At 61.6% G+C, this 25,661-nt stretch carries 28 protein-coding genes and 2 pseudogenes; 14 read left to right on the plus strand and 16 right to left on the minus strand.

The window, feature by feature from the left end:
- Positions 1-28: 28 nt before the first annotated feature.
- From ACZRMO_RS16585 to ACZRMO_RS16595, 3 genes are read left to right on the plus strand one after another with little or no spacing between them, the layout of a single operon-like run.
- The gene (locus ACZRMO_RS16585; protein WP_061449320.1) at positions 29-373 is read left to right on the plus strand and encodes a YciI family protein; all 345 of its coding nucleotides are present in this window, start codon (positions 29-31) and stop codon (positions 371-373) included.
- Between the two features lie 34 nt (positions 374-407).
- Positions 408-884 carry an SRPBCC family protein gene (locus ACZRMO_RS16590; RefSeq protein WP_124524848.1) on the plus strand — a complete coding sequence of 159 codons (477 nt, stop codon included), beginning with the start codon at positions 408-410 and terminating at the stop codon, positions 882-884.
- Positions 881-2,095: an RNA polymerase sigma factor gene (locus ACZRMO_RS16595; RefSeq protein WP_463973508.1), complete on the plus strand. Its 1,215-nt coding sequence runs from the start codon at positions 881-883 to the stop codon at positions 2,093-2,095. The genes ACZRMO_RS16590 and ACZRMO_RS16595 overlap by 4 nt, the downstream gene beginning before the upstream one ends.
- A gap of 43 nt (positions 2,096-2,138) precedes the next feature.
- Here the strand turns inward: ACZRMO_RS16595 and ACZRMO_RS16600 are convergent, their stop codons facing one another.
- The gene (locus ACZRMO_RS16600) at positions 2,139-2,864 is read right to left on the minus strand and encodes an SDR family oxidoreductase (protein ID WP_463973509.1); all 726 of its coding nucleotides are present in this window, start codon (positions 2,862-2,864) and stop codon (positions 2,139-2,141) included.
- 111 nt (positions 2,865-2,975) lie between these two features.
- Here ACZRMO_RS16600 and ACZRMO_RS16605 point away from each other — a divergent pair, with 111 nt between their 5' ends.
- On the plus strand, positions 2,976-3,818 hold the full coding sequence (locus ACZRMO_RS16605; protein WP_463973510.1) for a LysR family transcriptional regulator: 843 nt from the start codon (positions 2,976-2,978) through the stop codon (positions 3,816-3,818).
- 11 nt (positions 3,819-3,829) lie between these two features.
- Here ACZRMO_RS16605 and ACZRMO_RS16610 read toward each other — a convergent pair whose 3' ends face one another.
- Complete coding sequence (locus ACZRMO_RS16610; protein WP_463973511.1) at positions 3,830-4,684, minus strand: LysR family transcriptional regulator; 855 nt, start codon at positions 4,682-4,684, stop codon at positions 3,830-3,832.
- An 88-nt stretch (positions 4,685-4,772) separates the two neighbouring features.
- Between ACZRMO_RS16610 and ACZRMO_RS16615 the strand changes: the two genes are divergently transcribed.
- Positions 4,773-5,234: a multidrug/biocide efflux PACE transporter gene (locus ACZRMO_RS16615; RefSeq protein ID WP_463973512.1), complete on the plus strand. Its 462-nt coding sequence runs from the start codon at positions 4,773-4,775 to the stop codon at positions 5,232-5,234.
- Here ACZRMO_RS16615 and ACZRMO_RS16620 read toward each other — a convergent pair.
- The gene (locus tag ACZRMO_RS16620; protein ID WP_463973513.1) at positions 5,191-5,949 is read right to left on the minus strand and encodes an SDR family NAD(P)-dependent oxidoreductase; all 759 of its coding nucleotides are present in this window, start codon (positions 5,947-5,949) and stop codon (positions 5,191-5,193) included. The two genes, ACZRMO_RS16615 and ACZRMO_RS16620, sit on opposite strands and share 44 nt — an antisense overlap.
- 106 nt (positions 5,950-6,055) lie before the next feature.
- Here ACZRMO_RS16620 and ACZRMO_RS16625 point away from each other — a divergent pair, with 106 nt between their 5' ends.
- Entirely contained in the window at positions 6,056-6,952 is an 897-nt protein-coding gene (locus ACZRMO_RS16625; protein ID WP_207040792.1) for a LysR family transcriptional regulator, read from the plus strand.
- On the opposite strand, the gene ACZRMO_RS16630 is transcribed toward ACZRMO_RS16625, so the two are convergent.
- Positions 6,949-7,866, minus strand: a complete 918-nt coding sequence (locus ACZRMO_RS16630) for a LysR family transcriptional regulator (RefSeq protein ID WP_463973514.1) — start codon at positions 7,864-7,866, stop codon at positions 6,949-6,951. The genes ACZRMO_RS16625 and ACZRMO_RS16630 overlap by 4 nt on opposite strands.
- Positions 7,867-8,092: 226 nt before the next feature.
- On the opposite strand from ACZRMO_RS16630, the gene ACZRMO_RS16635 reads away from it, so the two are divergent.
- The 3 genes from ACZRMO_RS16635 to ACZRMO_RS16645 are packed head-to-tail and all read left to right on the plus strand — an operon-like array spanning position 8,093 to position 10,759.
- Positions 8,093-8,851 carry a 5-oxoprolinase subunit PxpA gene (locus ACZRMO_RS16635; RefSeq protein WP_017738803.1) on the plus strand — a complete coding sequence of 253 codons (759 nt, stop codon included), beginning with the start codon at positions 8,093-8,095 and terminating at the stop codon, positions 8,849-8,851.
- 58 nt (positions 8,852-8,909) lie between these two features.
- Positions 8,910-9,788 (plus strand): 5-oxoprolinase subunit B family protein, encoded by an 879-nt coding sequence (locus ACZRMO_RS16640; RefSeq protein ID WP_463973515.1) that lies wholly within the window; start codon positions 8,910-8,912, stop codon positions 9,786-9,788.
- A complete protein-coding gene (locus ACZRMO_RS16645; protein ID WP_463973516.1) occupies positions 9,785-10,759 on the plus strand; it encodes a 5-oxoprolinase subunit C family protein in 975 nt (324 codons plus the stop codon). The genes ACZRMO_RS16640 and ACZRMO_RS16645 overlap by 4 nt, the downstream gene beginning before the upstream one ends.
- Positions 10,760-10,914: 155 nt before the next feature.
- Here ACZRMO_RS16645 and ACZRMO_RS16650 read toward each other — a convergent pair whose 3' ends face one another.
- Positions 10,915-12,531 (minus strand): inorganic phosphate transporter, encoded by a 1,617-nt coding sequence (locus tag ACZRMO_RS16650; protein ID WP_463973517.1) that lies wholly within the window; start codon positions 12,529-12,531, stop codon positions 10,915-10,917.
- A gap of 249 nt (positions 12,532-12,780) precedes the next feature.
- Positions 12,781-13,803 (minus strand): transporter, encoded by a 1,023-nt coding sequence (locus ACZRMO_RS16655; protein ID WP_463973518.1) that lies wholly within the window; start codon positions 13,801-13,803, stop codon positions 12,781-12,783.
- Between the two features lie 173 nt (positions 13,804-13,976).
- Here ACZRMO_RS16655 and ACZRMO_RS16660 point away from each other — a divergent pair.
- Positions 13,977-14,243 (plus strand): annotated as a pseudogene (locus ACZRMO_RS16660) (methyl-accepting chemotaxis protein); the annotation flags it as partial.
- A gap of 177 nt (positions 14,244-14,420) precedes the next feature.
- On the opposite strand, the gene ACZRMO_RS16665 reads toward ACZRMO_RS16660, so the two are convergent.
- On the minus strand, positions 14,421-14,726 hold the full coding sequence (locus tag ACZRMO_RS16665) for a PepSY domain-containing protein (RefSeq protein ID WP_463973519.1): 306 nt from the start codon (positions 14,724-14,726) through the stop codon (positions 14,421-14,423).
- A 154-nt stretch (positions 14,727-14,880) separates the two neighbouring features.
- Here ACZRMO_RS16665 and ACZRMO_RS16670 point away from each other — a divergent pair, with 154 nt between their 5' ends.
- Positions 14,881-15,744, plus strand: coding sequence for a sterol desaturase family protein (locus tag ACZRMO_RS16670; protein WP_463973520.1), 864 nt, complete (start codon positions 14,881-14,883; stop codon positions 15,742-15,744).
- Here the strand turns inward: ACZRMO_RS16670 and ACZRMO_RS16675 are convergent.
- Together ACZRMO_RS16675 and ACZRMO_RS16680 are read right to left on the minus strand one after the other, a co-directional pair.
- Positions 15,736-16,389, minus strand: coding sequence for a helix-turn-helix domain-containing protein (locus tag ACZRMO_RS16675; RefSeq protein WP_463973521.1), 654 nt, complete (start codon positions 16,387-16,389; stop codon positions 15,736-15,738). The two genes, ACZRMO_RS16670 and ACZRMO_RS16675, sit on opposite strands and share 9 nt — an antisense overlap.
- The gene (locus tag ACZRMO_RS16680; RefSeq protein WP_124524832.1) at positions 16,390-17,517 is read right to left on the minus strand and encodes a glycerophosphodiester phosphodiesterase family protein; all 1,128 of its coding nucleotides are present in this window, start codon (positions 17,515-17,517) and stop codon (positions 16,390-16,392) included.
- Positions 17,518-17,749: 232 nt separating this feature from the next.
- Between ACZRMO_RS16680 and ACZRMO_RS16685 the strand changes: the two genes are divergently transcribed.
- Complete coding sequence (locus ACZRMO_RS16685; protein WP_124524831.1) at positions 17,750-18,073, plus strand: DUF2025 family protein; 324 nt, start codon at positions 17,750-17,752, stop codon at positions 18,071-18,073.
- A 118-nt stretch (positions 18,074-18,191) separates the two neighbouring features.
- On the opposite strand, the gene ACZRMO_RS16690 is transcribed toward ACZRMO_RS16685, so the two are convergent.
- Together ACZRMO_RS16690 and ACZRMO_RS16695 are read right to left on the minus strand one after the other, a co-directional pair.
- On the minus strand, positions 18,192-18,512 hold the full coding sequence (locus ACZRMO_RS16690; protein WP_463973522.1) for an antibiotic biosynthesis monooxygenase family protein: 321 nt from the start codon (positions 18,510-18,512) through the stop codon (positions 18,192-18,194).
- Positions 18,509-19,207, minus strand: coding sequence for a CTP synthase C-terminal region-related (seleno)protein (locus tag ACZRMO_RS16695; RefSeq protein ID WP_463973523.1), 699 nt, complete (start codon positions 19,205-19,207; stop codon positions 18,509-18,511). Before ACZRMO_RS16695 ends, ACZRMO_RS16690 begins: the two co-directional genes overlap by 4 nt.
- Positions 19,208-19,287: 80 nt before the next feature.
- Here ACZRMO_RS16695 and ACZRMO_RS16700 point away from each other — a divergent pair, with 80 nt between their 5' ends.
- Complete coding sequence (locus ACZRMO_RS16700; protein WP_463973524.1) at positions 19,288-20,172, plus strand: LysR family transcriptional regulator; 885 nt, start codon at positions 19,288-19,290, stop codon at positions 20,170-20,172.
- 114 nt (positions 20,173-20,286) lie between these two features.
- Here the strand turns inward: ACZRMO_RS16700 and ACZRMO_RS16705 are convergent, their stop codons facing one another.
- From ACZRMO_RS16705 to ACZRMO_RS16725, 5 genes and pseudogenes are all read right to left on the minus strand, one after another.
- Positions 20,287-20,805 (minus strand): DUF1003 domain-containing protein, encoded by a 519-nt coding sequence (locus ACZRMO_RS16705; protein WP_463973525.1) that lies wholly within the window; start codon positions 20,803-20,805, stop codon positions 20,287-20,289.
- A 77-nt stretch (positions 20,806-20,882) separates the two neighbouring features.
- On the minus strand, positions 20,883-21,434 hold the full coding sequence (locus ACZRMO_RS16710; RefSeq protein WP_412547887.1) for a methyl-accepting chemotaxis protein: 552 nt from the start codon (positions 21,432-21,434) through the stop codon (positions 20,883-20,885).
- Positions 21,435-22,241 (minus strand): annotated as a pseudogene (locus tag ACZRMO_RS16715) (PAS domain-containing protein); the annotation flags it as partial.
- A 223-nt stretch (positions 22,242-22,464) separates the two neighbouring features.
- On the minus strand, positions 22,465-23,523 hold the full coding sequence (locus tag ACZRMO_RS16720) for a diguanylate cyclase (protein WP_463973526.1): 1,059 nt from the start codon (positions 23,521-23,523) through the stop codon (positions 22,465-22,467).
- A gap of 187 nt (positions 23,524-23,710) precedes the next feature.
- Positions 23,711-24,337 carry a TetR/AcrR family transcriptional regulator gene (locus ACZRMO_RS16725; RefSeq protein ID WP_463973527.1) on the minus strand — a complete coding sequence of 209 codons (627 nt, stop codon included), beginning with the start codon at positions 24,335-24,337 and terminating at the stop codon, positions 23,711-23,713.
- A 123-nt stretch (positions 24,338-24,460) separates the two neighbouring features.
- Here ACZRMO_RS16725 and ACZRMO_RS16730 point away from each other — a divergent pair, with 123 nt between their 5' ends.
- The gene (locus tag ACZRMO_RS16730; protein ID WP_463973528.1) at positions 24,461-25,519 is read left to right on the plus strand and encodes an MBL fold metallo-hydrolase; all 1,059 of its coding nucleotides are present in this window, start codon (positions 24,461-24,463) and stop codon (positions 25,517-25,519) included.
- Positions 25,520-25,661: the final 142 nt, after the last annotated feature.

The following is a 25,661-nucleotide window of genomic DNA, read 5'->3' on the forward strand; positions in this document are numbered from 1 at the left end:
AGTCAGTAGTCCGAAAACGGAGAACACCATGAAATATCTGTGCCTGATCTACAGCAACGAACAGGTGCTGCACACCTCGCCGGACAGCCCGGCAGACCCGGAGTGCTTCGCCTACGCGCAGTCCGTTCAGGCCAGCGGTCGCATGCTGGCCGCCGAGCCACTGGAGTCGGTGACCACCGCTACCACCGTGCGTATGCGCAATGGCAAGTTGTCGATCACCGACGGACCGTTTGCCGAGACCAAGGAGCAGCTCGCCGGTTTCTACCTGATCGAGGCCCGTGACTTGAATGAAGCGATCCAGGTGGCCGGTGGCATTCCGGCCGCCCGGGTCGGCAGTGTGGAAGTGCGCCCCGTACGTGAATTGAATCTCTGAATACAACAACCCCAAGACTCAAGAGGTTTACCCCATGTCCATGCAACCTGCCGAGTTTGAATTGTCCATCAGCCGCATGATCGATGCGCCGCGCAGCCGGGTGTTCCGCGCCTGGACCGAACCCGCTTTGCTCCAGCAATGGTGGGGCCCCCACGGCATGACCACCCCCGAGTGCGAAATGAACCTGTGGGTCGGTGGCTTGTTTCGCACCTTGATGCGGGCGCCGGACGGTGCCGAGTACCCGACCCAGGGTGTATTCCTGGAAATCGATGCGCCCAATCGGCTGGTGTTTACCGATGCTTTCATGCCCGGCTGGATACCTTCGGGCAAGCCGTTCATGAGTGCCGAGGTCACCTTTGAAGAGGTCGACGGCAAGACGCTTTACACCGCCCGCGCCATGCACTGGAGTGCCGAAGACAAGCAGGCCCACGAAGCCATGGGCTTTCATGATGGCTGGGGCCAGAGCCTGGATCGGCTGGTCACCCTGGTGACCCAGGGCATGCCCGATTGAACCTGTCGGTCGAGGCCATTTACCGCAGTGAATCACGCCGGGTACTCGCGACGTTGATTCGCTTGCTGGGTGATTTCGACCTGGCCGAAGAAGCCCTGCACGAAGCGTTTTTTGTAGCGGTGCAGCGCTGGCCGCTGGACGGTGTGCCGGACAATCCACGCGCCTGGCTGGTGTCGACCGGGCGCTTCAAGGCCATCGACCGTCTGCGTCGCCAGGCGCGGTTCACTCCGTTGCTGCAGGCGCAGGCCGAGGCACTGGAAGCGGCAGACTGGAGCGATGAACACGTGGAAGATGACCGCCTGCGCCTGATCTTCACCTGCTGCCACCCGGCACTGGCAGCCGACGCCCAGGCGGCGCTGACCTTGCGCGAGATCTGCGACCTGACCACCGAGGAAATCGCCCGGGCGTTCCTGGCCTCGCCGGCGACCATCGCCCAGCGCATCGTGCGGGCCAAGGGCAAGATCCGTGAGGCGAAGATCCCTTATCAAGTGCCGTCCCGGGACGAATTGCCCGAGCGCCTGGACAGCGTGTTGCGGGTGATTTACCTGGTGTTCAACGAGGGCTATTCGGCGTCCATCGGGGCGGACCTGACTCGCGAGGATTTGACCCGTGAGGCCATTCGCCTGGGTCGATTGTTGATGGAGTTGCTGCCCGAACCCGAAGTCATGGGCTTGCTGGCATTGATGCTGTTGCATGAATCCCGCCGCCCGGCGCGCACCACGGCCAGTGGGGAGTTGGTATTGCTGGATGAGCAAGACCGCTCGCTGTGGGATGCCTTCTTGATCGACGAAGGCTGTGCACTGGTGGAGCACGCGTTGACCACTCGGCGCTTTGGGCCTTATTGCCTGCAAGCGGCGATCGCGGCCGTGCACGCCGAAGCGCCCAGTGCGGGAGAAACCGACTGGCCGCAGATCGTCGGGCTCTACGATGTGTTGCTCAGGATGATGCCGTCAGCCGTGATCGAACTGAACCGCGCCGTGGCACTGGCCATGCGCGATGGACCCTTGGCGGGGCTGCAACAGGTCGAGGGGATCCTGGCGCGTGGCGATTTGTTGGATTACCACTTGGCGCACTCGGCGCGTGGGGAGTTTTGCCGGCAACTGGGGCGCGTTGAAGAAGCGCGCATGTCGTATGAAAAAGCCCTGTCACTGACCCAGCAGGCGCCAGAAAAACGCTTCCTCGAACGACGCTTGGCCCAACTCAAACAATGAAGACCAAGTGTGGGAGCGGGCCGAGTTGTTCGCAATATCTGGGTTATGGTTGCTGGCGCGTAGCGGCCAACACGATCTCGCGAATGCACACATGCTGCGGCTGCTGGTAGGCATAGGCAATCGCCGAGGCCACATCATCGGCGCTGAGCACGGTGCCGCCCATGTCCTGTTTCCAGGCCTGGTAGCCGGTCTTGATCGCTTCGTCAGTGGTGTGGCTGAGCAATTCGGTTTCCACCGCGCCAGGGGCGATGGTGATGACGCGCACATTGCTGGGCGACAATTCTTCACGCAGGTTTTCCGAAATCCCATGCACGGCAAACTTGGTGCCCACATACGCCACGTGATTCGGGAAGGTCTTGCGCCCGGCCACCGAGCTGACGTTGATAATGGTGCCGGCTTTACGCGCAACCATGCTACCCGCCACGGCGTGGATACCGTTGAGCAGGCCCTTGACGTTCACATCCAGCATCTGTTCCCACTGCGTCGGGTCTTGCTCGCTGACCGCGCCCAGCAACATTACGCCGGCATTGTTAATCAGCGCATCGGCCGGGCCGAATCGGGCTTCGGCTTCTTTCACGGCGGCGACCAGCGCGGCGCGGTCGGTGATGTCGACGCCACGATTCAAGGTGTTCGGCAGGCCCAGCTCGTCAAGGCGATCAATACGACGTGCCAACAGCAACAGCGGGTGGCCGGCGGCCGACAACCGGCGGGCAGTGGCTTCGCCGATACCGGAACTGGCGCCGGTGATGATGATCAGTGGCTTGCTCATGCATGAACTCCTGAGATAAGAAAAATCGATAACTGGCTGGTGGTCGCAGTATATTTACCGTCGACAAGGCTGAAAAATGCCTTATTTCTCTGTCAGCCATCGGATTCAACTATGGATGTGCGTCACCTCAAGGCATTTCTCGCGGTCTTTGAAGAGCGCAATATCACCGCGGCAGCCCAGCGTTTGTTTATCAGCCAGCCGACCTTGTCGGTGACCATCAAGCAGTTGGAAGACGAACTGGGCGTGGCGTTGTTCGTGCGTCAGCCACGGGGTGTGGCGGTGAGTGCCGAGGCGCGGGTGCTGTATCCCCAGGCGCGGCGCATGGTGGCCGAAGCCGAGGCGTTAAGCCGTTTGTTTCGCGGGCGCGAAAATCGCATCGCCCTGGAGCTGGGTGTGGAGGGCGATATCGCCGACAGCCAGATCGAAACCTTCCTGCGCATGGCGCACCAAGGCCTACCGGGCTTGTTGCTGACTTTGCAGGAAGGCTGCGAAGGCCAAGGGCGTCTGGCTGTGGAGGAAATGTGCTGCGAGGACGAGTTGTTCCTGCCGCTTTGGGAAGAGTCCTACGTGATGGTGTTGCCAGCCGCACACCCCATGGCGCAGTCGAGCAAAGAACAGGCATGGGCACCGATTGAAGATTGGATTACCTGCCCGCAACACGATTCACACCAGCGCTTGATGGCCTTGTACGGCCGCTCGCCGCAGGCGGTGGCGGGGCACGCCGGGTCCCTGACCCAGGCGCTGCATATGGTCGCGGCGGGGGTAGGCGTGGCGATGTTGCCGCAGTCGATGGCGGCGGAGCGGGCTGGCGTAGTCATTCGTGAATGGCACCTGCCCGCCCCTACACGCCGAGTGGGGTTGTGTTTCGCCGCGCAAGCACTGGAGTTGCCAGCATTACGTGCTCTGCACGAATATTTCCAGGCCAACCGCCCGCCGCAGGTGTCGGCCGCATAACCCGCCAGGGGTTACTCAAGCATCTTGCCCAGCAACCAACTCCCCGCCGGCCCCGGCGGGTGGTGCCGCGACCACAGTGCATCCACCGCCACCGAGCGCGGCCAACTGCGGGCTTTGAGCTCCACCAGTTGGCCGCCATCAAAGCGCTCCACCAGCCAGCGCGGCAGCGGCGCCCAGCCAAATCCGAGCTGGGCCATCTCCATCAGCATCAGGTAACTCGGCGCCGACCACACCCGCCCGCTGGCACGGGTTTCATTCGGATTGATGATGCTGGCCAGGCGCAGTTCGCGGTGTTGTCGCAGGGTGTCGGCGGGGATGTTTTGCAGCTTCGCCAAGGGGTGCTTGGACGCGACATACAGCGCGATTTCCGTGCGTTCCTCCACGGGCGCGCCGGTCAGGTCGGGCGGGTACACCTCTTGTTTTTCGATAAACGCGACTTGCGCCCGGCCACTTTGCACCAGGGCGATCAAGTCTTCGCATTCGGCGATCAGGCATTCCAGTTCAAGGTCCGGGTAGCGTTGTTCGAACGCGCTGAGGGCGACCTCGAAGCGGTCGGATTGATAGGTATCCGACATGGCAATCGTCAGTTTTGGCTCCAGGCCCTGGGACAACTGGCTCGCCGCCAATTCCAAACGGCTGCTGGCTTCCAGCACCTGCTCGGCACGTTGCAGCAACACCTGCCCGGCGGCGGTCAGTGTGGGCTTGCGGCTGCTGCGGTCAAACAGCACCAGGTCCAGGTCAATCTCCAGGCTCGCCACGGCGGCACTGACGGTGGACTGGCTTTTGCCCAGCTTGCGCGCCGCCGCGGAAAACGAGCCTTGGGTGGCGGCCTGTACAAACGCCTGCAGCACTTCGTTGGACGCCATGACTATCGCCTATCTCGATGGTTATTGGTTATGAAGTATCGGCGCAGGGGGTAATCATGGCAACCATCACCCCCCACGGAGCCAGACCATGAACCCTACCAAATCGATTTCTGAACGTGTTGGCCAAGCCCTCGGTTTTGAAGGCCTGGCCCTGTTGATCTGCACGCCGTTGCTGGTGTGGATCACCGGCCGGCCGGCGCTGGAGATGGGCGCGGTGACATTGGGCATCAGCTTGCTGGCGCTGACCTGGAACATCATTTTCAACAGCCTGTTCGACCGCCTCAAGGCGCGCCTGCAACTGGCCAACAACGCCTGGACGCGGGTGCTGCATGCGCTGATGTTTGAAGGCGGGCTGATCATCGTGTGCGTGCCGCTGATTGCCGCGTGGCTGAATATCAGCCTGTTGGACGCGTTTATCCTCGACATCGGTGTACTGCTGTTCTTCCTGCCGTACACCTATGTCTATCACTGGGCCTATGACGTGCTGCGCGACAAGCTCCAGGCGGTCAAAGAAACATCCCGCCCGAAGCCTCAATGCGCTGACCGGTGATCCAATGGCTGCCGTCGGCCAGCAAGGTTGCAATGGCCCCGCCGATATCGTCCGGCAACCCGGCACGCCCCAGTGCCGTGTTGTTGGCGACCATGCTGTTGAGGGCCGCATTGTCACGCACGGCGCCGCCGCCGAAGTCGGTCTCGATGGCGCCGGGGGCGAGAATATTCACGGTGATCCCACGCGCGCCCAGTTCCTTGGCCTGGTAGCGCGTCAGCACTTCCATCGCGCCTTTCATCGCCGCGTACGCCGCATAGCCCGGCAGGCTGAACCGCGCCAGGCCACTGGAAATATTGACGATGCGCCCGCCATCACGGATCAGCGGCAGCAGCTTTTGCGTGAGGAAAAACGGGCCCTTGAATTGGATCGCCACCAGTTGGTCGAACTGCGCTTCGCTGGTGTCGGCAAAGCTGGCGTGGGCGCCGATGCCGGCGTTGTTGATCAGAAAGTTGAAGTGATCCTGTGCGAACACATCCTTGAGCACGCCGGCGACTTCGCCGACAAAATCATGGAAGGTGGCGCTCTGGCTCACATCCAGTTGCAGCATTGCGGCGCGGCCGCCCAGGGCCTGGATCTGCTCGACCACCGCTTGGGCTTCGGCCGCCGCGCTGTGGTAAGTACCGATGATATCGACACCCTGTGCCGCCAGGTGCAGCGCCGCGCTTTTGCCCAGGCCGCGGCTGGCGCCGGTGATCAATGCAATTTTACGGGTCATGGTGTATCCCTCTCAGGTTGTCTGTGGGGTTGAGTGTATTTGTCCGCCCATTACGTGATAAACAGCGCTATACCGGAATCACTGGCCGGATAAGGCGAACAATCCGATGAACAAACTTGAGCTGCTGCGCACGTTTGTGCGCGTCACCGAACTGTCGAGCTTTACCGGCGCCGGCGAGAGCCTCGGCCTGCCACGCTCCACCGTGTCCGAGCACGTGCAAGCGCTGGAAGAACTGCTCGGCGCGCGCCTGTTGCAGCGCACCACGCGCAAGGTACAGGCGACCCAGGACGGGCGCGTGCTGTACGAACGCAGCAAGGATCTGCTGGCGCACATGGAGGAGTTGGAAGGGCTGTTCCGCCAGGACGAGGCGCAACTGAGCGGGCGCATCCGGGTGGACATGCCCAACGTGATGGCGCGGGAATTGATCCTGCCGCGCCTGCCGGAGTTCATGGACGCGCACCCGCTGATCGAGCTGGAAATCAGCAGCACCGACCGCCAGGTCGACCTGCTCGCCGAAGGCTTCGACTGTGTGCTGCGGGTCGGCGCGCAACCGGACCAGAGCGTGGTGGCGCGCCTGCTGTGCAGCCTGCCGATGATCAACTGCGCGAGCGCGGCGTACCTGCAACGTTACGGCGTGCCGACGACGTTGGCCGACCTTGCCCACCATCAACTGGTGCATTACGTGCGGCCGTTGGGTTCACGCTCGGCGGGGTTTGAATACCAGCAAGGTAACAAGGTGCACCGCATTGCCATGGCCGGGCGGGTCACGGTCAACAGCACCGATGCGTACCGCGTGGCGTGCCTGGGCGGGTTCGGCATCACCCAGGTGCCGGCCCTGGGCATTCGCGAGTTGCTGGCCAGCGGCGAATTGGTGGCGTTCTTGCCCGACTACCCGGCGCCGCCGCTGGACGTATCGTTGCTCTACGCCGGCCAACGGCATTTACCGCTGCGGGTGCGAGTGTTTATGGATTGGCTGGCCGCGCTGTTGCAAGGCGCACTTTAGCGGCGTGCCGACAACTGTTGCGGGGCGAGGAAGGCGTCGTGGAAGTAGTCGCGAAACGCCTGCATCGCCGGAGTGAACGCGCGCTCGCGGTGCCAGGCCAGGCCGACGCTCATCGGTGTGACGGGGTCGGTAACGGTCAGCGTTTCGATGCGTTTGCCTTCCAGCGACCAGGGCCGGTGTACCAGGTCCGACAGAATCGCCACGCCGCTACCATTGGCGACCATGCTGCGCACGGCCTCCACCGAACTGGTGCGCAGCCGCACCTGGGGCGTTTGCCCGGCCTGTTCCCAGTAGCGCATGGCGCTGTGTTCGGCCTCATCGACGGTGAGCAGGATGTAGGGTTCCCGGGCCACGTCCGCCAGGCTCACGGCGTCGCGGTCGCACAGCGGGTGATGGCTGGGCAGCCAGAAGCGGCGTTCCGAGTTGAACAGGATCTCCGAGGTGATATCCGCGTGGGTCAGGTTGGCGGTAAGCACCACGGCCATGTCGAATTGGCCGTCCAGCAGGCCTTGCTCGATGGCCTGGCGTTCCTGCTCGAAGACCTTGATGTGTACGTCCGGGTGCCAGTGTTCCATGCGTTGCAAGTGGTGGGGCAGGAAGTAACCGAGCACCGTGTAGCTGGCGGCCACCCGCAGTACGCCGCTGGCGCGGTAGTCGGGCAGCGGGCTGTTCAGCGCGTCGTCCACGCTGCGCTGGATCACATAGGCGCGGTTGAGAAAATGCCGCCCGGCGTCGGTCAGGCTCATGCCCTGGGCCGAGCGCACAAACAGTTGCACGCCGAGCATGGCTTCCAGTTCCTTGATCGCCGTGGTCACCGCCGACTGGGAGATGTTCAGGTGAATCGCCGCCTGGGAGATCTGGCCGATCTCGGCGGTGGCGACGAAGTAGCGGACTTGGCGCAAGGTCAGGGACATTTGTGGCTCCGATCGTTCCCACGCTCCGCGTGGGAATGCCTCTGGTGACGCTCCGCGTCACGGTTCAAAGAGCGGACGCAGAGCGTCCATGGCTACGCTCCCACGCGGAGCATGGGAGCGATCAGTGTGTATCTGTTTTTCAGAAGATGGACTATCTGATAATAGATCTTCCCAAGGGGTCAAGCCGCAGCCTACTTTCTGCCATCACTTAGGCGGAGCGACCTCTATGCAGGCAGTGGATTTCAACTCGGACATGGGCGAAGGCTTCGGCCCCTGGACCATCGGCGATGGCGTCGACGCGGAGCTGATGGCCTACATCAGCTCGGCCAATATCGCCACCGGCTTCCACGCCGGCGACCCCGGCACCATGCGCCGCACCGTCGAGCGTGCCAAGCAACTGGGCGTGGCCATCGGCGCGCACCCTGGCTTTCGCGACCTGGTTGGCTTTGGCCGTCGGCATATCAACGCACCGGCCCAGGAATTGGTCGACGACATCCTCTACCAACTCGGCGCCCTGCGGGAAATCGCCCGCGCCCAAGGTATGACCCTGCAACATATCAAGCCCCATGGCGCGCTCTATATGCACCTGGCCCGCGACGAAGAAGCCGCGCGCCTGTTGGTGCAAAACCTGCAAATCATCGAACCGACGCTGTTGCTGTACTGCATGCCCAACTCGGTGATCTGGCGCGTGGCCAAGGAGCTGGGGCAACCGGTGGTGCGCGAATTCTATGCGGATCGTGAGTACGATCTCAGCGGCTCCATTGTGTTTACCCGCACGGTGCGTGCGTTGGATCCTGCGACGGTCGCGGCGCGAGTCCTACGGGCTTGTCAGACCGGACTGGTGCGCACCGTCGAAGGCGAAGACCTGTTTATCGAATTTGATTCCATCTGCCTGCACAGCGACACCCCGGGTGCGCTGGAGTTGGTGGAAGCCACCCGCGAAGCCCTGGACCAAGCGGGCATTACGGTAAAAACCGCAGAATAAGATCGCCCCGTTATTTTTTTTCGCCTGCCTTTCTACAATGATTCCAAGAGGAACAGACATGGCTGAAACGACCCCTATCCGCTACAGCTTCGGCGGTGATGAACACCTGTTTGCCGAGGTCAGCGACAGCATGTCCCTGGAGGCCTTTTTCAAAGGCATGGCGGTGACCCGCGCGGTGGAGCGCCTGGCGCTGGAAGGCGTGCTGGATGTGTGCCTGGCCAATGCCTCGTTCCAGATCCGCTTCGACCCCGACCGCATCGCGCCCCACGTGCTGCTCGATGCGGTGCAAAGCGCCGAAGCCCAGGCCGTGGCCGAGCGCACCTTGCACACGCGCATCATCGAAATCCCGGTGCTGTACAACGACCCCTGGACCCACGAGACGCTGATGCGCTTTCGCGACCGCCATCAAGACCCCAGCGGCACGGACCTGGAATACGCCGCACGCATCAATGGCCTCGCCGATGTGGACGCGTTTATCGCCGCCCACAGTGGCGCACCGTGGTTTGTGTCGATGGTGGGGTTTGTCGCGGGCTTACCGTTCATGTTCCAGATGGTCGAGCGCGAACGCCAATTGCAGGTGCCCAAGTACCTGCGCCCGCGCACCGACACGCCAAAATTGACCCTCGGCCATGGCGGCTGCTTCGGCTGCATCTACTCGGTGCGCGGCGCCGGCGGCTACCAGATGTTCGGCGTGACCCCGGCACCGATCTACGACCCGGCGCAGCAGTTGGCGTACCTCAAGGAGCACATGGTGTTCTTCCGCCCCGGCGATATCGTGCAGTTCACCCCCATGGACCGTGACGCCTACGACAGGGCCGTCGCCGAGGTGGACGCAGGACGTTTCGACCTGCGCATCCGAGCAGTGGAATTTTCCCTCGACGCCTTTCTGGCTGATCCCATCGGCTATCCGAAAACCCTGCAGGAGGCGCTGGCATGATCAAGGTCCTCAAACCCGGCCTCGCCACCTCGGTGCAAGACCTTGGCCGCGAAGGTTATTACCACCTGGGCATTCCACCCTCAGGGGCGTTGGACCAGTACGCGCTGAGCGCGGCCAACCACCTGGTGGGCAACCCGCCTGGCGCGGCTGGTCTGGAATGCACGTTGATCGGCCCCGAATTGGAATTCCAGGAGGATGCTCTGGTGGCCCTCAGCGGTGCGTTGATGTCACCGCGCCTGGACGGTGAAGTGGTGCACCAGGACACCGCGTTCCAGGTGCGTGCCGGGCAGGTATTGCGCTTTGAATTTCCCAAGGCCGGCGCCCGCACATACTTGGCGGTGGCCGGTGGTATCGATGTGCCGGTGGTGCTGGGCAGTCGCTCGACTTATACCCTGGGCGCGCTCGGTGGGTTCCACGGGCGGCGCTTGCAGGAAGGCGATGTGTTGCCCATCGGCGCGGCGAGTGGTGCGGGACGTGCCGGCAACAGTTTGCCGATGGCCTTGCGCCGTTCCGTCGGCGGTGATGTGACCTTGCGGGTGGTGCCAGGCTTGTATTACGAGCGTTTGAGCGAGGCGGCGAAAAGCAGCTTTTTTGCCGAGCCCTGGACCGTGGGTTCAGAGGCGGACCGTATCGGCTATCGCTTCAAGGGCGGCAGCGCGCTGAGTTTTCAGCCACGGGAGCAGCCGTTTGGCGCGGGCTCGGATCCGTCGAACATTGTCGACAGTTGCTACCCGATCGGCTCGATCCAGGTGCCGGCGGGGCTGGAGCCGATTGTGCTGCATCGGGATGCGGTGTCGGGCGGTGGCTACGCGATGATCGGCACGGTGATCAGCGCCGACCTGGACTTGATCGGGCAGATGCAGCCGAACCAGCGGGCGGGGTTTGTGGCGGTGAGCCTGGAAGAGGCGCTGGAGGCGCGGCGGGTCTATAAAAAGCGGGTGAAGGCTTTGGCTGGGCTCTTCAACAACTGAAGAAACAAACATCCAAATGTGGGAGCTGGCTTGTGTGGGAGCGGCGGTGCGACGATTCGACTTGCTCGCGAATGCGGTGGATCAGTCAGAGATGAATTGACTGACACACCGCATTCGCGAGCAAGCCCGCTCCCACATTTTTGCTCTGTGTTGGGTCAGAAGAGTTTGGTGAATAGCCAGTAGAGGCTGCCCGACAATAGGATCGCCGCGGGTAACGTCAGCACCCACGCCATCAACAAATTGCGGATGGTCTTCATCTGCAACCCACCGCCATTCGCCACCATGGTCCCGGCCACACCGGAGGACAACACATGGGTGGTGGACACCGGCAAGCCATACATATCCGCCGCGCCGATGGTCAGCATCGCCACGGTTTCCGCGGCCGCGCCCTGGGCGTAGGTCAGGTGGGTCTTGCCGATCTTCTCGCCTACGGTTACCACGATGCGCTTCCAACCGACCATGGTGCCCAGGCCGAGGGCGATGGCCACGGCGATCTTCACCCACAGCGGGATAAAGCGCGTGGAGTTGTCGATCTGTTGCTTGAACAGTTGCAGCTTGCCTTGGGTGTCGGCATCGAAGTTGCCGACCTTGCCCTTGTCCATCAAGCGAATGGTTTCGCTGGTCAGGTACATGTCGTTGCGCACGTTGCCTACGGCTTCGGCGGGGACTTTGGCCAGGGAGCCGTAGCCTTTGACTTCTTCACCGATCTGCCCGGCGAGCGCGGCGAGGGCCGGCACCAGTTCCGGCGTGGCTTCCTTGGTGCGCACGTAGGTGGAGAGGATCGGCCGTGGATCGCCCGCCAACACCTGCGGCGCGCTTTTCACCAGGGCGACCTGGGTCACTTCGGCCACCGCAGCGAACTGCAACGACTGTTCGGCGGGCATGGTGCGGTTCAGCGCGTAGGCCATCGGCAACGTGCCCACCAGGATCAGCATGATCAGGCCCATGCCTTTTTGCCCATCGTTGGAGCCGTGGGCGAATGACACGCCGGTGCAGGTGGCGATCAGCATGCCGCGAATCCACCACGGCGGCGGGGTGTCGCCTTTCGGTGCCTTGTACAGCGAGCGGTTCTTCACAAAGGCGCGCAGGGCCAGCAACAGCAGCGCGGCAAACCCGAAGCCGATCAGCGGCGACAGCAGCAACGCATAGCCAATCTTGATCGCCTGGGCCCAGTCCACCCCGCTGGTGCCGTCACGCCCGTGCATCAAGGCGTTGGCCACGCCGACGCCGATGATCGAACCGATCAGGGTGTGGGACGATGAGGCCGGCAAGCCCAGCCACCAGGTGCCGAGGTTCCACAGGATCGCCGCGATCAGCAGGGCAAAGATCATCGCGAAACCGGCCGATGAACCGACCTGCAAAATCAGCTCCACTGGCAGCAGGGCAATGATGCCGAACGCCACCGCGCCGCTGGACAGCAGCACGCCAAGGAAGTTGAAAAAGCCCGACCACACCACCGCAAAATGCGGCGGCAGCGAGTTGGTGTAAATCACTGTCGCCACGGCGTTGGCGGTGTCGTGGAAGCCGTTGACGAACTCGAAACCCAGGGCAATCAACAGCGCCACGCCGAGCAGCAGGAACGGCGTCCAGGTGGTGACCACCGTGCCCAGCTCGTGCATGTCGTGCATCAGGCTGTAGGCGGTGAACAGCAGGCCCATGGCGAGCACGGCGAAGAAAATGATCACCGTCACCAGGTTGGGTTTCTTATCCAGCCGGGGCTTGGGGTCTGCGGGGGAGGTGTGGGGGGAGGCAGTCAGGGAAGGGGTGGCCATGCCGGAGCATCCAGTGTGGGAGGGATGTCGTTCATGATCATTGCAGAATGTTACAGAGATGCTGCCATATGTCAGTGTTTCAATGATTGAAGATGCCGCCGGTCGAGATAACACCGCAGGGCTAAATGTGGAGTGGGCTTGTGTGGGAGCGGGCTTGCTCGCGAAAGCGGTGGGTCAGTCAACTTATCTATAACTGACATACCGCTTTCGCGAGCAAGCCCGCTCCCACATTTTTAACTGCATTCCAGTTCAGTAGTCTTTGCGCTTTCTGAAAGCCCAACGCCCGGCAATCAAAGTAAACGTCGCCACCAACGCCACCAGAATCCAGAACCCCTCCGGGTCTGTGGAAAGCGGCACGCCCCCCACGTTCATGCCAAAAAAACCGGCAATGATATTTATCGGCAACGCCAGCACCGTCACCACTGTGAGGGTAAACAGCGTGCGGTTGCTTTGCTCGTTGAGGTTGGCGGCGATTTCTTCCTGCAACAGCTTGATGCGCTCACCGAGGGCCATCAGGTCGTTGATGATCAGCGCAAACTCCTCGGTGGATTTGCGCAACTCCTTCACGTCTTCCTTTTGCAGCCATTGCGGCGGGCGGTTGAGCAGGCGCAGCAGCGAGCCGGGTTCCAACGCAAGCAGGCGTTGCAAGCGCACTAGCACGCGGCGTGCGGCGCCCAGTTCGGCGCGGTTGGTGGACAGGCGTGAAGACAGCAACTGGTCTTCGATATGGTCGACGCTGATGCTGGTCTTGCGCACGATCTGGGTCAACACTTCGCCCTGGTCGCGCAGCAAATGCACAAGCAACTCCAGCGGTGAGCGGAAGCGTTCGCCGGCCTTCACCGACGAGCGCAGCTTGTCCACCGAGTGCAGCGGTTGCAGGCGCGCGCTGACCAGCAAGCGGCTGCGGGCGCAGACCCACAGGGTGGAAATATCCGAGGAGACCATGCTGCTGAAGTTGAACACCACGTCGTTGACCACCGCCAGCAAGGCCGAGTCGACGTGTTCGATACGGGTGGAGCGCGAGCCTTCGTGCAGCGCTTCGAAGAATTCTTCGGGCAATTGCAGGTGCGTCTGCATCCAACGCTCGCACGCGGCGTGGGCCAGGTTCAGGTGCAGCCACAAAAATTCTTCCGGGTCGGCCGGTTGCTGCAAGGCCCGCAAGGCCGTGGCTGAATCAATCTGCTCGCCCTTTTCGCCGGGGCGAAAACGGAAACCGTAAAGCAAGCCAAACAGATCGGGATCCTGGTGGCTGTGGTCAATGCTGTGGTTCATGGCGGCTCGCAGACAAAGGGCCTGTAGGACGTTTCACAGGTTCGCGTAGGCGAATCATTGCAAGTGGATTTGACAGTTTTGTGACAGTTTTCTAGTTATTTCGCCGTTGTGACATTAATTTGACTATTTGTCAGGAAGCGTTCAAGAAGCGTCTGGCGCGGCCGATTCGCGGTTCGATCGACTACGTTACCCAACTGAGCCACGGCCGATTCGCCGAGCGTGTGGCCAGCCGTCGCCAGGATGAACTCGGGCATCTGGCCGCTCGCGACATGAACCGGCACATCGCGACGGCGGCCGAGGACATTTCGCGCAACATTACGCAGATCACCACGGTGGCCACGGCCAATATGGATAACGTGCAGCGTACGGAAGCGGCGAGTCAGAATTTGCGGGGCTTGTCGGGGGAGTTGAATGAGGTGACGGCGCGGTTGGGTGCCTGACTGGGTACAAAAAATGTGGGAGCGGGCTCCCACACTGGGTTGATCGTTCCCTCGCTCTGCGTGGGAATGCATCCCTGGACGCTCTGCGTCCGTTCTTGAAGGCGTGACGCGGAGCGTCACCGGCGGCGTTCCCACGCAGAGCGTGGGAACGATCAACAGGTGCAGTCTGTGTGTTGATCAAGTATCCAGTTTGTTTTCCAGCACTTCGCCGGTCTTGGCGTCGAGCTTCACGTCCCACTTTTTGCCCGTGGTGTCGGTCAGGTCCACTTCGTAGACCAGGCGACCGGCTTCGTCGTCCAGTTCGGTGTCATTGATGGTGGCGCCAGGGTGTTTGGCCAGGGCGTCTTTGTTCAGTTGCTCGAAAGGCTTCACCGCGCCGGACTGCAACAGGCCTGGAATCTGGTCAGGGCGCACGTCGGCCTGGGCCAGGCCGGCGGTCAGGGTCAAGGCGGTGGCTGCGAACAAAGCGGTCAGGGTTTTCATCGTGTGTGTCCTTTTCGGGTGAGCTGTTTAAGTGGCCTCAGGTTAGCCAGCGCAACTTAATTCACCCTTAATTAATTCAAGCAGTTGCGCAGTTTGTTCAATCCGCCAGGCGCGCAGGATTTCATGCTGGGTCCTCATTTAAAGGGAGACTCGGATGAAACGGTTAGTCAGTTGGATCTATGCGCCGGCATTTCTGCTGGGCTTTATCGGTTGGGCACTCTGCCAGCCGCAGTGGCTGCTGTTGATCTTTGCCACGGCGGTGGCGGTGTCGTTCCTGGCGGAACAGTGGTTGCCCTACGAACCGCAGTGGAATCGCAGCCTGGGCGATCGCCGCCGCGACACCTTGCATGCGCTGGTCAACGAAAGCCTCAACGCCTTGGGCCTGTTGATCCTGCCGGGGCTCACGGCGTTGCTGGCGTTCGATGGCATCTGGCCGCGTGGCTGGCCGTTGTGGCAGCAACTGCTGATGGCTATCGTGCTGGCCGACGCGGGCATCACCTTGATGCACTACGCCAGCCATCGCATCGCGCCGTTGTGGCGTTTGCATGCGGTGCACCACAGTGTGCAGCGGCTCTATGGTTTCAACGGCTTGATGAAACATCCCTTGCACCAAATGCTCGAAGCCACGGCTGGCCTGCTGCCGCTGATCTTGCTGGGCATTCCCCTGGACGTGGCCCTGTTGCTGGCGTTGGCGATTGCCGTGCAACTGCTGTTGCAGCATTCCAATGTCGACATGCGCCTGGGGCCGTTGCGCTGGGTGTTCGCCTGGGCACCGGTGCATCGCTTCCACCATATGAAATACGGGCGCGCGGGAGATGTGAATTTCGGCTTGTTTTTCAACCTGTGGGACTGGCTGCTGGGCACCGCGTTTTACCGTGATGACTACCGCATGGGCCCGGGGGATCTGGGCATTGGCAGCCGGCCGGATTTTCCGCTGGACTATGGCGCGCAATTGCGTGATCCGTTTATGCCGGTACGTACCGGCAAGGAGCCGCCACTGCCCGACGCGCTACGCTAGCAGTTGCACATCCAACTGGCGCAATGACGCCGCCGCCGTGACGCCGAACAACTGCTTCATGGTCCGCGAGAAATGCGCCGAATCGGCAAAGCCCGCGCCGTGTGCGGCTTGGGTCAGCGTGTTGCCGGCGAGGGCCAATTGCAGGGCGACACGCAGCCGTCGCCACAGCACCAGGCGGCGCACGGGCACGCCGAGGCGATGGCTGAACAGGCGCTCCAACTGGCTGAGCGACAGGTGCGCCGCCTCGGCCAACGCCTGGGCCGACACCTTGCCGCCCAGCTGTTGATCCAGGGCGCTGAGGGCGCGTTCCAGGCGCGGGTCATCCAGGCTGCGCCGGGGCAGTTGGCGCAAGGCCTCCAGGGACAGGTCCGCGTGCAGCAAAGGGGCGATATCAAACACGGCAGGTTCGGCATACAACACCGTTACCTCGCCCTGTGTTTCAAGAATGGCGTGGGTGTGTCGCGAAGGGATAAACAGGCGATGGGCCGTGGTGACCTGGCCATCCAGGCTGACCGTGATCGGTGAGCCCGTGCTGCACATCAACTGATGCGCATAGTGCGCATGGGGCGCAGTGCGCCCCAGCTCGCCGAGGATCAGACCGTAGTCACGGCCCAACCACAAGCGGCCCGACCATTCGGCCTTCACTCAGTACTTATAGTCGTTCAGCAGGTCTTGCACGCTGGACGACGGCCAGCGCTTGTAGAACTTCAACAGTTCGGCGGCACGGTTGGTGAAGATGCCATCGACGCCGGCCTTCATCACTTTGTCGAAATCCACCGGCTCATCCACGGTGTAGACGTGCACCAGCAGGCCTTTGTCGTGGGTCAGCTTGTTCATCTCTGGCTTGACCAGGTCCGAATAGCTTTGATCGCCGTGCGCGGTCAGCTCCGCCGAAGGACCGGTGCCGATGGCGCCCAGACTCTTGGCTTCGTCTACCCACTTCTCGAACTCGGCGGCGTCTTTCGGCTCCTGCTTGGCGTAGTAGGCGGCCTTGGTGGTTTCACCGGACTCGGCGAACGTCTGCTTGGATTTTGGCTCGATGCTGCCTTCACCGACCCACAACAGCAGGATTTTCGGGGTGTTCGGCATTTCTTTCTGCAGCTCGACCAGGCTGGATTTTTCGAAGGTTTGCAGCACTACGCGGCCCTTGCCCTGGCCGACGCCGGTGTTGCTCTTGCCCAGCTTGGAACCGGCGGAGCTCAACCAGCCCTTATCCAGCAGCTTGTTTTTCAGGTCGGCTTCGATGCCCGGGAATTGCTTGGGCTCCTTGGTCTCGATGTACAGGCCGGGTTTGTGCTGCGGGTTGCCTTCGGCGATCTTGATGATGTCGTCCAGGCTCTGGATTTTCAGGCCGACAAAACCCGGGCGGGCGCGGTCGGGGTAGGCGGCGTTGAACCAGCTGCCAGCGTCGAGGGTTTGCAGTTCTTTCCAGGTGAATTCGTTGGCCGGCGCGTCTTTGCGCTCGGGGAACTTGGTGGCCACGTCGGTGGTGCGCTGCAGGTTGTTGTCATGCAGGGCGAACAGCACGCCGTCCTTGCTGCGCTGCAAGTCCATTTCCAGGTAGTCGGCACCTAGGTCGCGGGCGACCTTGTAAGCAGCGGCGGTGGATTCGGGGGCGTCGTAGGATGCGCCACGGTGGGCGATGACCGCCGGGTACGGAATGCCTGCGTTGGTTGCCAATTCAGCCGGGCTGATCGGGTCGGCAGCCTGTGCCTGGCCAAGGCCCAGCATCAGTGCGAGCAGCAGGGCGCTCTTGGTGAACGTGACAGGCATATGCGAAGTCCTTTCGAGGAGGTAGCTTTTAGAAGGCCTCCTTTTTAACAATTGATTGCGAATGGCGCTATCACCAAACCGACATTAACGTGCGTGGGCGTCAATTTTCTCGGTTTTTTTGTGGTGCATTGCAGTAATCTTGCGCAGAGCTGCTCCGTTAGAGGGCATCCATTTCTGCCACGCGTGTAAACCATCTTTCCAGTCCCAGTGGGACTTTTCAGTGAGGTTTACCATGCGCATCACTTCCGAGCTTATCTGCCAGGCCGCTGACCAACTCCACGGATTTGTTGGCTTGAACCGCAAGACCGGCCAATACATCGTGCGTTTCAGCGAAGACTCCTTTGGCATGGACGTGGCCGATGACGGCATCATCCCCACCGCCGAGTTTGTCTGGCTGCCGGCCACGGATGACACCATGACCCTGTCGCGCGAGCGTATCCAGTTGCTGCTGGACCAGAATATCGACGACCGCATCAACATCAGCGAGCCGCTGCGGGTGTATATGCGCCGGGTGGAAATTCCGCAGATCAGTGCGTTGCGTAGCCTAGTGAGTTAAGTCACAACACATTTCCGATGTTATAGAGAACCCAATGTGGGAGCTGGCGTGCCTGCGATGACAGTGTTGAATTCACTACCGCCATCGCAGGCAAGCCAGCTCCCACAGGGTCCGCATTTCAGTTTTGGAATGTGTAGGCCCGCTCGACCTTGCATACCCGTGTCTGGAACGCTGAATACCAGCTTGCCCGCCCTTGTTCGCGCATGGCGCTATGCTCGGCGTTCTGCTTCCACGCCAGGATCGCCGCCTCACTTTCCCAATACGACACGGTAATCCCCAGTCCATCCTCCCGTGCCGATTCCACCCCGAGAAACCCTGGCTGCTCACGCGCCAGTTCCAGCATGCGCGTGGCGGCTTCGCCGTAGCCGTGGTCACCGTCGGTGCGCAGCGAGCTGAAGATCACCGCGTAGTAGGGCGGGGCAGGCGTGTTGGCGATCATGCCGACACCGCCTGGCAAGCCTTGAGCAACGCCACGGCCAGCGGCGGGGTGATGCCTTTAAGCGCGGCGCGTTCGGGTTGGAACAGAGTGGCGACGAAGAACGGATGGTCGAGCAATTCCACCGCGCGCAAGTCGCCGTTCGAGTCGTGGCCGCTGGGAATCAAGTCTGCGTCCAGCAGGGCGTGCAGAAACTCAGGGTTTGCCCCATAGCGGCAACGGTAACCTTCGTGCAGATCCAACGAGCCGTAAGCCTCGGCGATACGGGTGTAGGGCACCAAACGCACGCTGTCGACGGCTTCCACCAACGCGCAGCTCAAAGGTGCGATCACGGCGCGTTTGGCGTCGGGTGCCAACTCGCCATGCTCGGCATCCGCCCAACCCAATACGTTGCGCGTATATTCCAGCAGCGCGTGTTGAAAACCAGCACAGGTGCCGAGGAAAGGTCGCCGCTGCTCGCGGGCAAAACGGATCGCCCGCAGTGCGCCGTCGAGGTCGCGGTAGGGGCTGGCGGGCACGCACCAGAAACCGTCGAAGCCATGCAATGACGGGCGTGTATCGGTGTCGAGCCAATGCAGGTGAACCGTCAGGCCGAGTGAGTCGCCTGCCTGTTGCAGTGCCACGGGAATGGCCTGGTGTGCGGTCACCTCAGGGTTGTAATCGCCGATCAGGGCGAGGTTCAGCGTCGTGCTTGTCATCGTGTGCATCCCATGGCTTGTGGTGTCCTGGAGCGCACTATAGATTGGCGTTCGCGCAATCAATATTGGCGTTTACCCATATGTTCAATGCAGCAACGCACTATCAAATCGAACACGCGGACCTGTCGCTGATCCTCGCGCTGGTGCGCGGTGGAACCCTGGCGCGAGCGGCGGGGTTGTTGCGTGTGGATGTGTCTACGGTGTTTCGCGCGGTGCGGCGCCTGGAGGCGGCGCTGGGCCAGACGCTGTTTGAAAAAAGCCGCACGGGCTATCTGCCCACCAGCCTGGCCCGCGACTTGGCGCAGCAGGCCGAGCGCGCCGAACAAGCCCTGGAGGCGGCGCGCATTGGTGTGGAGCAGGGCGGTGAAGTGATCAGCGGCACCGTGCGCCTGACCTGTACCGACTCGGTGTTGCAAGGTTTGTTGTTGCCGGCGCTGGCGCAGTTCATGCCGGATTATCCGGCGCTGACCCTGGAGCTGAGTACCTCGAATGACTTCGCCAACCTCAGCCGCCGCGATGCAGATATCGCCCTACGCCTGACCAAGACACCGCCGGAACATCTTGTAGGACGCTACCTCGGTGAAGTCGCCTATCAGGTCTGCGCCAGTCCGGCTTATGCCCGCCAGCATGCGGGCCGTGAACTGGCCGAGTTGGCGTGGATCGCGCCGGACGACTTCCTGCCGGATCACCCGACAGTCGTCTGGCGGCGCGAGCATTTGCCGGGTGTACGCCTCAGTTACCGCTGCAACAGCATGTTGTCGGTCACCGAGCTGGTGCGTGCAGGGCTGGGTGTGGCGGCGTTGCCGGATTTCTTACTGGATGAAGGCTTGCAACCGTTGGGACCGGCGTTGGCTGGGCATGACACGGCACTGTGGCTGCTCACCCGCCCCGATTGCCGGGCGCTTCGCTCGGTGGTGACGTTGTTTGATGAGTTGGGCAAGGCCGTAAGCACAACACGAATCTAATGTGAGAGCGGGCTTGTGTGGGAGCTGGCTTGCCTGCGATAGCGGACTGTCAGGTGGCCGATTCTGTGGCTGACACACCGCTATCGCGGGCAAGCCCGCTCCCACAAGGGTTCATCAGTGGTCTTGAGGCTTTCGTACGAACTGCTCGTGCATTTCACACGTCAGGGTTTCAATGCGCTCGGTCAGTTGCTTGGTCATTTCCGTCAGGCGGGTGTTTTGCTCCAGCAATTCCAGCAACTGCTTGGTGGTCTGCGCGGCCTGGGCCTGACGTTCGGTGTTGGCCACGGCCAAGGCTTCGCGGTGCTGCGCGTCGGCGTCGGACTGGGCTTTGTCGAGCGCGGCCTGGCGCGTCTGGGCCAGCAGAATCAACGGCGCGGCGTAGGCCGATTGCAGGCTGAAGGCCAGGTTGAGCAGGATAAACGGGTACACGTCAAAGTGCGTGACGCCGGTCATGTTCAGCACCACCCACAACACCACGATGGCGGTCTGTGCGCCAAGGAAGGTCGGCGTGCCGAAGAAGCGCGCGAAGGCTTCGGCCTTGAGGGCAAAGGTGTCGTTGCCAAAGGTCGGCGCCAGGTGGGCGTGGGGGCGGTGAAAACGCAGGTGGTCGACTTCGGGTTTATCTGGGGTCATGGCGGGCTCGGATCATCAACATAGAGACAGGCAATCACTATAGACCGAGCCCTCGGCCCCTACGCATGAAGATCGGGTCAGCTGCCGCCGCGTTCATTGGCGAACGCGCTCACCGCCTGTACCGCCTCGCTGGTGCCTTCACGAATCTGCAGGATCACCGTGCCGGCGCGGTTGGCCAGGTCGACCCCTTGCGCGGCGCGGTCGCGGGTGCCGTCCATGCTGTGGATGGCCTGGCGGGTTTCGTCCTGGATCATCGCGATCATGCTGGAAATTTCCGCGGTGGAACCGCTGGTGCGCGCCGCCAGTTGCCGCACTTCATCGGCCACTACGGCAAATCCCCGGCCCTGCTCGCCGGCTCGCGCGGCTTCGATGGCGGCGTTCAGCGCCAGCAGGTTGGTCTGGTCGGCGATGCCACGGATGGTATTGACGATGGCGGTGATCTGCTGTGAGCGCTCGCCGAGCTTGGCGATCAATTGGGAGGATCCGTCAATGTCGGCGGCAATTTCCCGCATGCCGCTGGCGGTTTGCTGTATCACCTCGGCACCTTTTTCCGCGATGTCGCGGGTGCTCAGGGAGATGTGATAGGCCTGGGCCGCGCTGGCTGCGTCGGCGCTGTGCTGTTGCACCATGGCGGTGACGTCGGAGGCGAACTTGACCACTTTGCACAGGCGTCCGCTGGCGTCGTACACCGGGTTGTAATTGGCTTCGAGCCACACGGTGTGGCCCTGTTTATCCAGGCGTTCGAACTGGCCGCTGAACATCTCGCCTTGGTTCAAGCGTCGCCAGAAGTCGCTGTAGGTCGAACTGTTGGCCAATTCCGGCGTGCAGAACAGGCGGTGATGCTGGCCCTGGATCTGGGTGAGGCTGTAGCCCATGCGCTGTAGGAAATTTTCATTGGCGGTGATGATGGTGCCGTCGAGGTTGAACTCGATCACCGCCATTGCGCGGCCGATGGCATCCAACTTGGCATTGGCTTCGCTTTCGGCCTGCATGCGTGGTGTGACGTCCATGGCGTACTTCACCACTTTGACCACACGGCCGGCCTCGTCACGTACCGGGTTGTAGCTGGCTTCAAGCCACACCGATTGACCGGTGCCCGCCACACGTTCAAACGTGCCGGATTGGAATTGGCCATTGCGCAGGTTCGTCCACAACTGGCTGTACTCGGCGCTGCGCGCGAATACGGGCGTGCAGAACAGCCGGTGGGATTGGCCCAGGATCTGTTCGGCACGGTAGCCCATGGCCTTGAGGAAGTTGTCGTTGGCCCGCAGTACGTTGCCTTGCAGGTCGAACTCGATGACCGCCATGGAGCGCTCGATGGCGTCCAGCAGGCTGGCCTGTTGGGCCACCGTGTGTTGCAGGGTAGCGATGGTTTTTTTGTGGGCGTTGAATAGCATATTCGGGTGCTCGGGCAAGCAAGCTTCGGGGTTATCCATGCAAAGTCGCCTGCCCCCGTAGAGCGCCTGACGCTACGGTTGACGTGCTCATTGTCAGCTTCCGGGTGCTGACAGCAGGGGTTGAACAACGGCTTCAGAGTCGCGCGGTGCGTCAGAAGTTCGGCCAGGGGCAGGCACTTTTCACCGGAGGCGACCAATGGCGGCATTATGCTATCGCCGTGGGCGGTGGGTAGGAAATTCAGACGAGGTGTCGTAGGACAACTTAGGCCGAATGGGCGACGGGAAAGTCGCTGACATTGACCCGGTTGCGGCCGCTGGCTTTGGCGGCGTACAGCGCACGATCCGCGGCGTTGAGCCACATGGCGGCATCGCTGAAGCAGGGCTGGAAATCGGCCAGGCCGATGCTCAAGCTCACGCGCAATTCAGGAATTTGCGGGTTGCGGTAGTTGCCGAATGTTTCGCGCATGCGCTCCATCACTTGCGCGGCATCTTCCAACGGCATTTGCGGAAGAATCACACAGAACTCATCGCCACCGTAACGCCCGGCCAAGTCGTTTTCCCGCAGGTTGCGCCGCAGTTCCAGGCTCAGTTGGCGCAGGACCGCGTCACCGACGATGTGCCCGTGGGTGTCATTGATCTGTTTGAAGTGGTCGATGTCGATCAGGGCGATGGTGGCATGGCTCTGTTGTTGCTGGCACTTGTGGAACTTGATGTGCAGCAGGTCTTTCCAGGAACCATGGTTGAGCAGGCCGGTGAGGCTGTCGGTGCGACTCAGCGCGCTGAGGGCGCGCTTGTGTTCTGACAGCTTTATCGCCAATTGATAGCAGACGGTACCGATGGCCATGGGGTAGAGGGTCAACATCGGCAGGCAGGCATAGACCTGGAGCAGGCTGACATCCGCATTGAATCGGGCGCCGAACAATAGCCATGCGGCGGCGACGCCAACGGCCTGTGCCAGCAGGCCACGCAGGAACAGGCGCTTGCCACCAGCGGCGACGTTGTTCATGGCCATCATCGACAGGATCGTCACGGCGGTCAGGGGCGTGAACTGGGTGGCAGCCGCCCAGAACCCACCGAAACACGAGTCGTAGAGCAGGTTGCGTTGTTCGGCCTGGTAGGGGAATTGGGCACGGGTTGAGAGTTGATACGCCACGTGCGCCCAGGCAAAGCCGTTGAACAGCAGGAACGCCCAGACCCAGCCGGGCATGGCCAGCGGGTATAGGGCGGCGGCGACACTGATGCTGCCGATGCCCAGGCCAATAATCCTTGGCTTGTAGATACGCTTGGCAAACGAAAGCCCTTTGCCCTGTCTGTTTTCCATAGGTTCTGAGTCAGCTCAATTTTGCAGATGCAACAGTGCGCGATCCCGGGTTCACCGTTGATCGGATAATACGTTGATTATTGTCAGTTATTTGCAACGCAATAATCAGTGGCCTTACAGGCCATTTGCGCAAAACAGAGGGCGAATGCGTCAAAAGCGACCCACGATGTCGTTTCGACGATAGGTTTTACAACGGCTTGGCGGGGCGCACTTCGTAGCCGGCCAGGAACAGGTCGATGGCCGACTCGATCACGCTGGCTTGGCTGGCAGCGTCGAGGGTGGGTTGGCCGAGGGTGATCTGGGGCCAGAACGCGAACGCCTTTAGCAGGCTCTGGATCTGGTGGGCGGCGAACGCCGGATCGGTGCAACTGAGCCGGCCATCTTCCTGGGCGGCGCGGACCCACTGCGTAAAGCCTTCTTCGCGTTTGCTCAGGCGGGTAACCATGTCTTGCGCACGTTCCGGCGAATGAATGGTAGCGGCGATGGCGACCCGGGCCAGGTCGAGGAAATTGGCGTCCGCCATCATCTTCATCTTGGCTTCCAGCAACCCGCGCAATTGCTCGCGCAGCGGGCGTTCGCTGGCGTAGCTCACGTCCAACTGTGCGACGCTGCTGGCCCAGAGTTGATGGAGGATTTCCGCGAACAACTCTTCCTTGCTCGGGAAGTGGTTGTACACGGTGCGCTTGGAAACGCCGGCGGTGGCGGCGATCTTGTCCATGCTGGTGACCTCGAAACCGTTAGCGCGAAACTCGGCGATGGCGGCGGCCACGATGGCTTCGCGTTTGCGGTCGGTGAGGCGTTGAGGGGCAGTCATGGCGGGTGTTGGGCTCTTTCGGGAAAATTACACTCGGTAGTTTACTTGTTCCGGCTTTTGTTGCAATCTTGAAACTACACTGTGCAGTGTAACTTTTGAGCGGTCCGTAGGAGTCACCTGGTAATGGCCACGATCTCATCCCGTGTTGCCCCTTCGTCCAAGGCGCGTAAGCCTGCCGAGCAGGAACACAGCCACTTCAGTAACGACGCTCCCGTGCAGCACGGTGGGTTTGGCAAGACCTTGCGCATTTTTTGGAACATGTTGTTCAACAAGCCGCGCAGTACGCGACCGGTGGGCAAGATCCCGGTGCTACCGCTGACCCGTGAGCAACTGCTGGCCGCCCCTGACCACAGCGTGTTTCGCCTTGGGCATTCCACCGTACTGCTGAAAATGCGTGGCAAGTTCTGGGTCACCGATCCGGTGTTCGCCGAGCGTGCCTCGCCGTTCAGTTGGGCCGGGCCCAAGCGTTTCCATCAGCCCCCCATCAGCCTTGAAGAGCTGCCACCTTTGGAGGCGGTGATTCTTTCCCACAATCATTACGACCACCTTGATCACAAGGCTGTCGTCCAATTGGCCGAGAAGACCCGCTGGTTTCTGGCGCCGCTCGGTGTGGGCGACATTCTGGTCAAGTGGGGCGTTGATCCTGCGAAGGTGCGGCAACTGGATTGGTGGCAGGGTAGTGAAGTCGATGGCGTGCGTTTTGTTGCCACGCCTGCGCAACATTTTTCCGGGCGTGGTTTGTTTGATGGCAACCAGACGCTGTGGTGCTCCTGGGTGATGATCGACGGCGCGCGGCGGATCTTCTTCAGTGGTGATACCGGCTACTTCGATGGCTTCAAACGCATCGGCGAGCAATACGGCCCGTTTGATCTGACACTGATGGAAACGGGTGCTTACAACGTTGATTGGCCCCACGTACACATGCAGCCTGAGCAGACCCTGCAAGCGCACATCGACCTCAAGGGGCGCTGGTTGCTGCCGATTCACAACGGCACGTTCGACCTGGCGTTCCATGCCTGGCACGAACCCTTCGACCGCATCATGGCCCTGGCGTGGGAGCGCAACGTGTCGATCACCACGCCAGCGATGGGCCAGCCGTTCAGCTTGAATCAGCCTGAGCGTGGGCACGCGTGGTGGTTGGAGGTGGAGACTCAAGGAGTGCAGGAGCAGGTTGCGGGCTGAAGCACAGTGGGTAGGTAAAAAGGAGTTTTCAGGGTGTTTCAGTCCTGCGACAAATGTCAGTTGAGAGTGCGATGATCTCGGCAATTTCATTTTCCGGGGTCGGTGCTGATGGAACTCGATTGTAAGAAGAAATGGCAATTGG

The organism is Pseudomonas sp. B611 (assembly GCF_055407965.1).

Excerpts from the sequence above, each read along its gene's own strand:
- ACZRMO_RS16690 (WP_463973522.1), bottom strand. The coding sequence starts at position 18,512 with ATGATCGCCAACACGCCTGCCCCGCCCTACTACGCGGTGATCTTCAGC.
- ACZRMO_RS16650 (WP_463973517.1), bottom strand. The coding sequence starts at position 12,531 with ATGGCCACCCCTTCCCTGACTGCCTCCCCCCACACCTCCCCCGCAGAC.
- ACZRMO_RS16630 (WP_463973514.1), bottom strand. The coding sequence starts at position 7,866 with ATGTCCCTGACCTTGCGCCAAGTCCGCTACTTCGTCGCCACCGCCGAG.
- ACZRMO_RS16655 (WP_463973518.1), bottom strand. The coding sequence starts at position 13,803 with ATGAACCACAGCATTGACCACAGCCACCAGGATCCCGATCTGTTTGGC.
- ACZRMO_RS16605 (WP_463973510.1), top strand. The coding sequence starts at position 2,976 with ATGGATGTGCGTCACCTCAAGGCATTTCTCGCGGTCTTTGAAGAGCGC.
- ACZRMO_RS16625 (WP_207040792.1), top strand. The coding sequence starts at position 6,056 with ATGAACAAACTTGAGCTGCTGCGCACGTTTGTGCGCGTCACCGAACTG.
- ACZRMO_RS16615 (WP_463973512.1), top strand. The coding sequence starts at position 4,773 with ATGAACCCTACCAAATCGATTTCTGAACGTGTTGGCCAAGCCCTCGGT.
- ACZRMO_RS16620 (WP_463973513.1), bottom strand. The coding sequence starts at position 5,949 with ATGACCCGTAAAATTGCATTGATCACCGGCGCCAGCCGCGGCCTGGGC.
- ACZRMO_RS16700 (WP_463973524.1), top strand. The coding sequence starts at position 19,288 with ATGTTCAATGCAGCAACGCACTATCAAATCGAACACGCGGACCTGTCG.
- ACZRMO_RS16730 (WP_463973528.1), top strand. The coding sequence starts at position 24,461 with ATGGCCACGATCTCATCCCGTGTTGCCCCTTCGTCCAAGGCGCGTAAG.
- ACZRMO_RS16610 (WP_463973511.1), bottom strand. The coding sequence starts at position 4,684 with ATGGCGTCCAACGAAGTGCTGCAGGCGTTTGTACAGGCCGCCACCCAA.
- ACZRMO_RS16585 (WP_061449320.1), top strand. The coding sequence starts at position 29 with ATGAAATATCTGTGCCTGATCTACAGCAACGAACAGGTGCTGCACACC.
- ACZRMO_RS16640 (WP_463973515.1), top strand. The coding sequence starts at position 8,910 with ATGGCTGAAACGACCCCTATCCGCTACAGCTTCGGCGGTGATGAACAC.
- ACZRMO_RS16725 (WP_463973527.1), bottom strand. The coding sequence starts at position 24,337 with ATGACTGCCCCTCAACGCCTCACCGACCGCAAACGCGAAGCCATCGTG.
- ACZRMO_RS16685 (WP_124524831.1), top strand. The coding sequence starts at position 17,750 with ATGCGCATCACTTCCGAGCTTATCTGCCAGGCCGCTGACCAACTCCAC.
- ACZRMO_RS16635 (WP_017738803.1), top strand. The coding sequence starts at position 8,093 with ATGCAGGCAGTGGATTTCAACTCGGACATGGGCGAAGGCTTCGGCCCC.
- ACZRMO_RS16695 (WP_463973523.1), bottom strand. The coding sequence starts at position 19,207 with ATGACAAGCACGACGCTGAACCTCGCCCTGATCGGCGATTACAACCCT.
- ACZRMO_RS16705 (WP_463973525.1), bottom strand. The coding sequence starts at position 20,805 with ATGACCCCAGATAAACCCGAAGTCGACCACCTGCGTTTTCACCGCCCC.
- ACZRMO_RS16670 (WP_463973520.1), top strand. The coding sequence starts at position 14,881 with ATGAAACGGTTAGTCAGTTGGATCTATGCGCCGGCATTTCTGCTGGGC.
- ACZRMO_RS16600 (WP_463973509.1), bottom strand. The coding sequence starts at position 2,864 with ATGAGCAAGCCACTGATCATCATCACCGGCGCCAGTTCCGGTATCGGC.
- ACZRMO_RS16590 (WP_124524848.1), top strand. The coding sequence starts at position 408 with ATGTCCATGCAACCTGCCGAGTTTGAATTGTCCATCAGCCGCATGATC.
- ACZRMO_RS16680 (WP_124524832.1), bottom strand. The coding sequence starts at position 17,517 with ATGCCTGTCACGTTCACCAAGAGCGCCCTGCTGCTCGCACTGATGCTG.
- ACZRMO_RS16720 (WP_463973526.1), bottom strand. The coding sequence starts at position 23,523 with ATGGAAAACAGACAGGGCAAAGGGCTTTCGTTTGCCAAGCGTATCTAC.
- ACZRMO_RS16645 (WP_463973516.1), top strand. The coding sequence starts at position 9,785 with ATGATCAAGGTCCTCAAACCCGGCCTCGCCACCTCGGTGCAAGACCTT.
- ACZRMO_RS16665 (WP_463973519.1), bottom strand. The coding sequence starts at position 14,726 with ATGAAAACCCTGACCGCTTTGTTCGCAGCCACCGCCTTGACCCTGACC.
- ACZRMO_RS16710 (WP_412547887.1), bottom strand. The coding sequence starts at position 21,434 with ATGGTGCAACAGCACAGCGCCGACGCAGCCAGCGCGGCCCAGGCCTAT.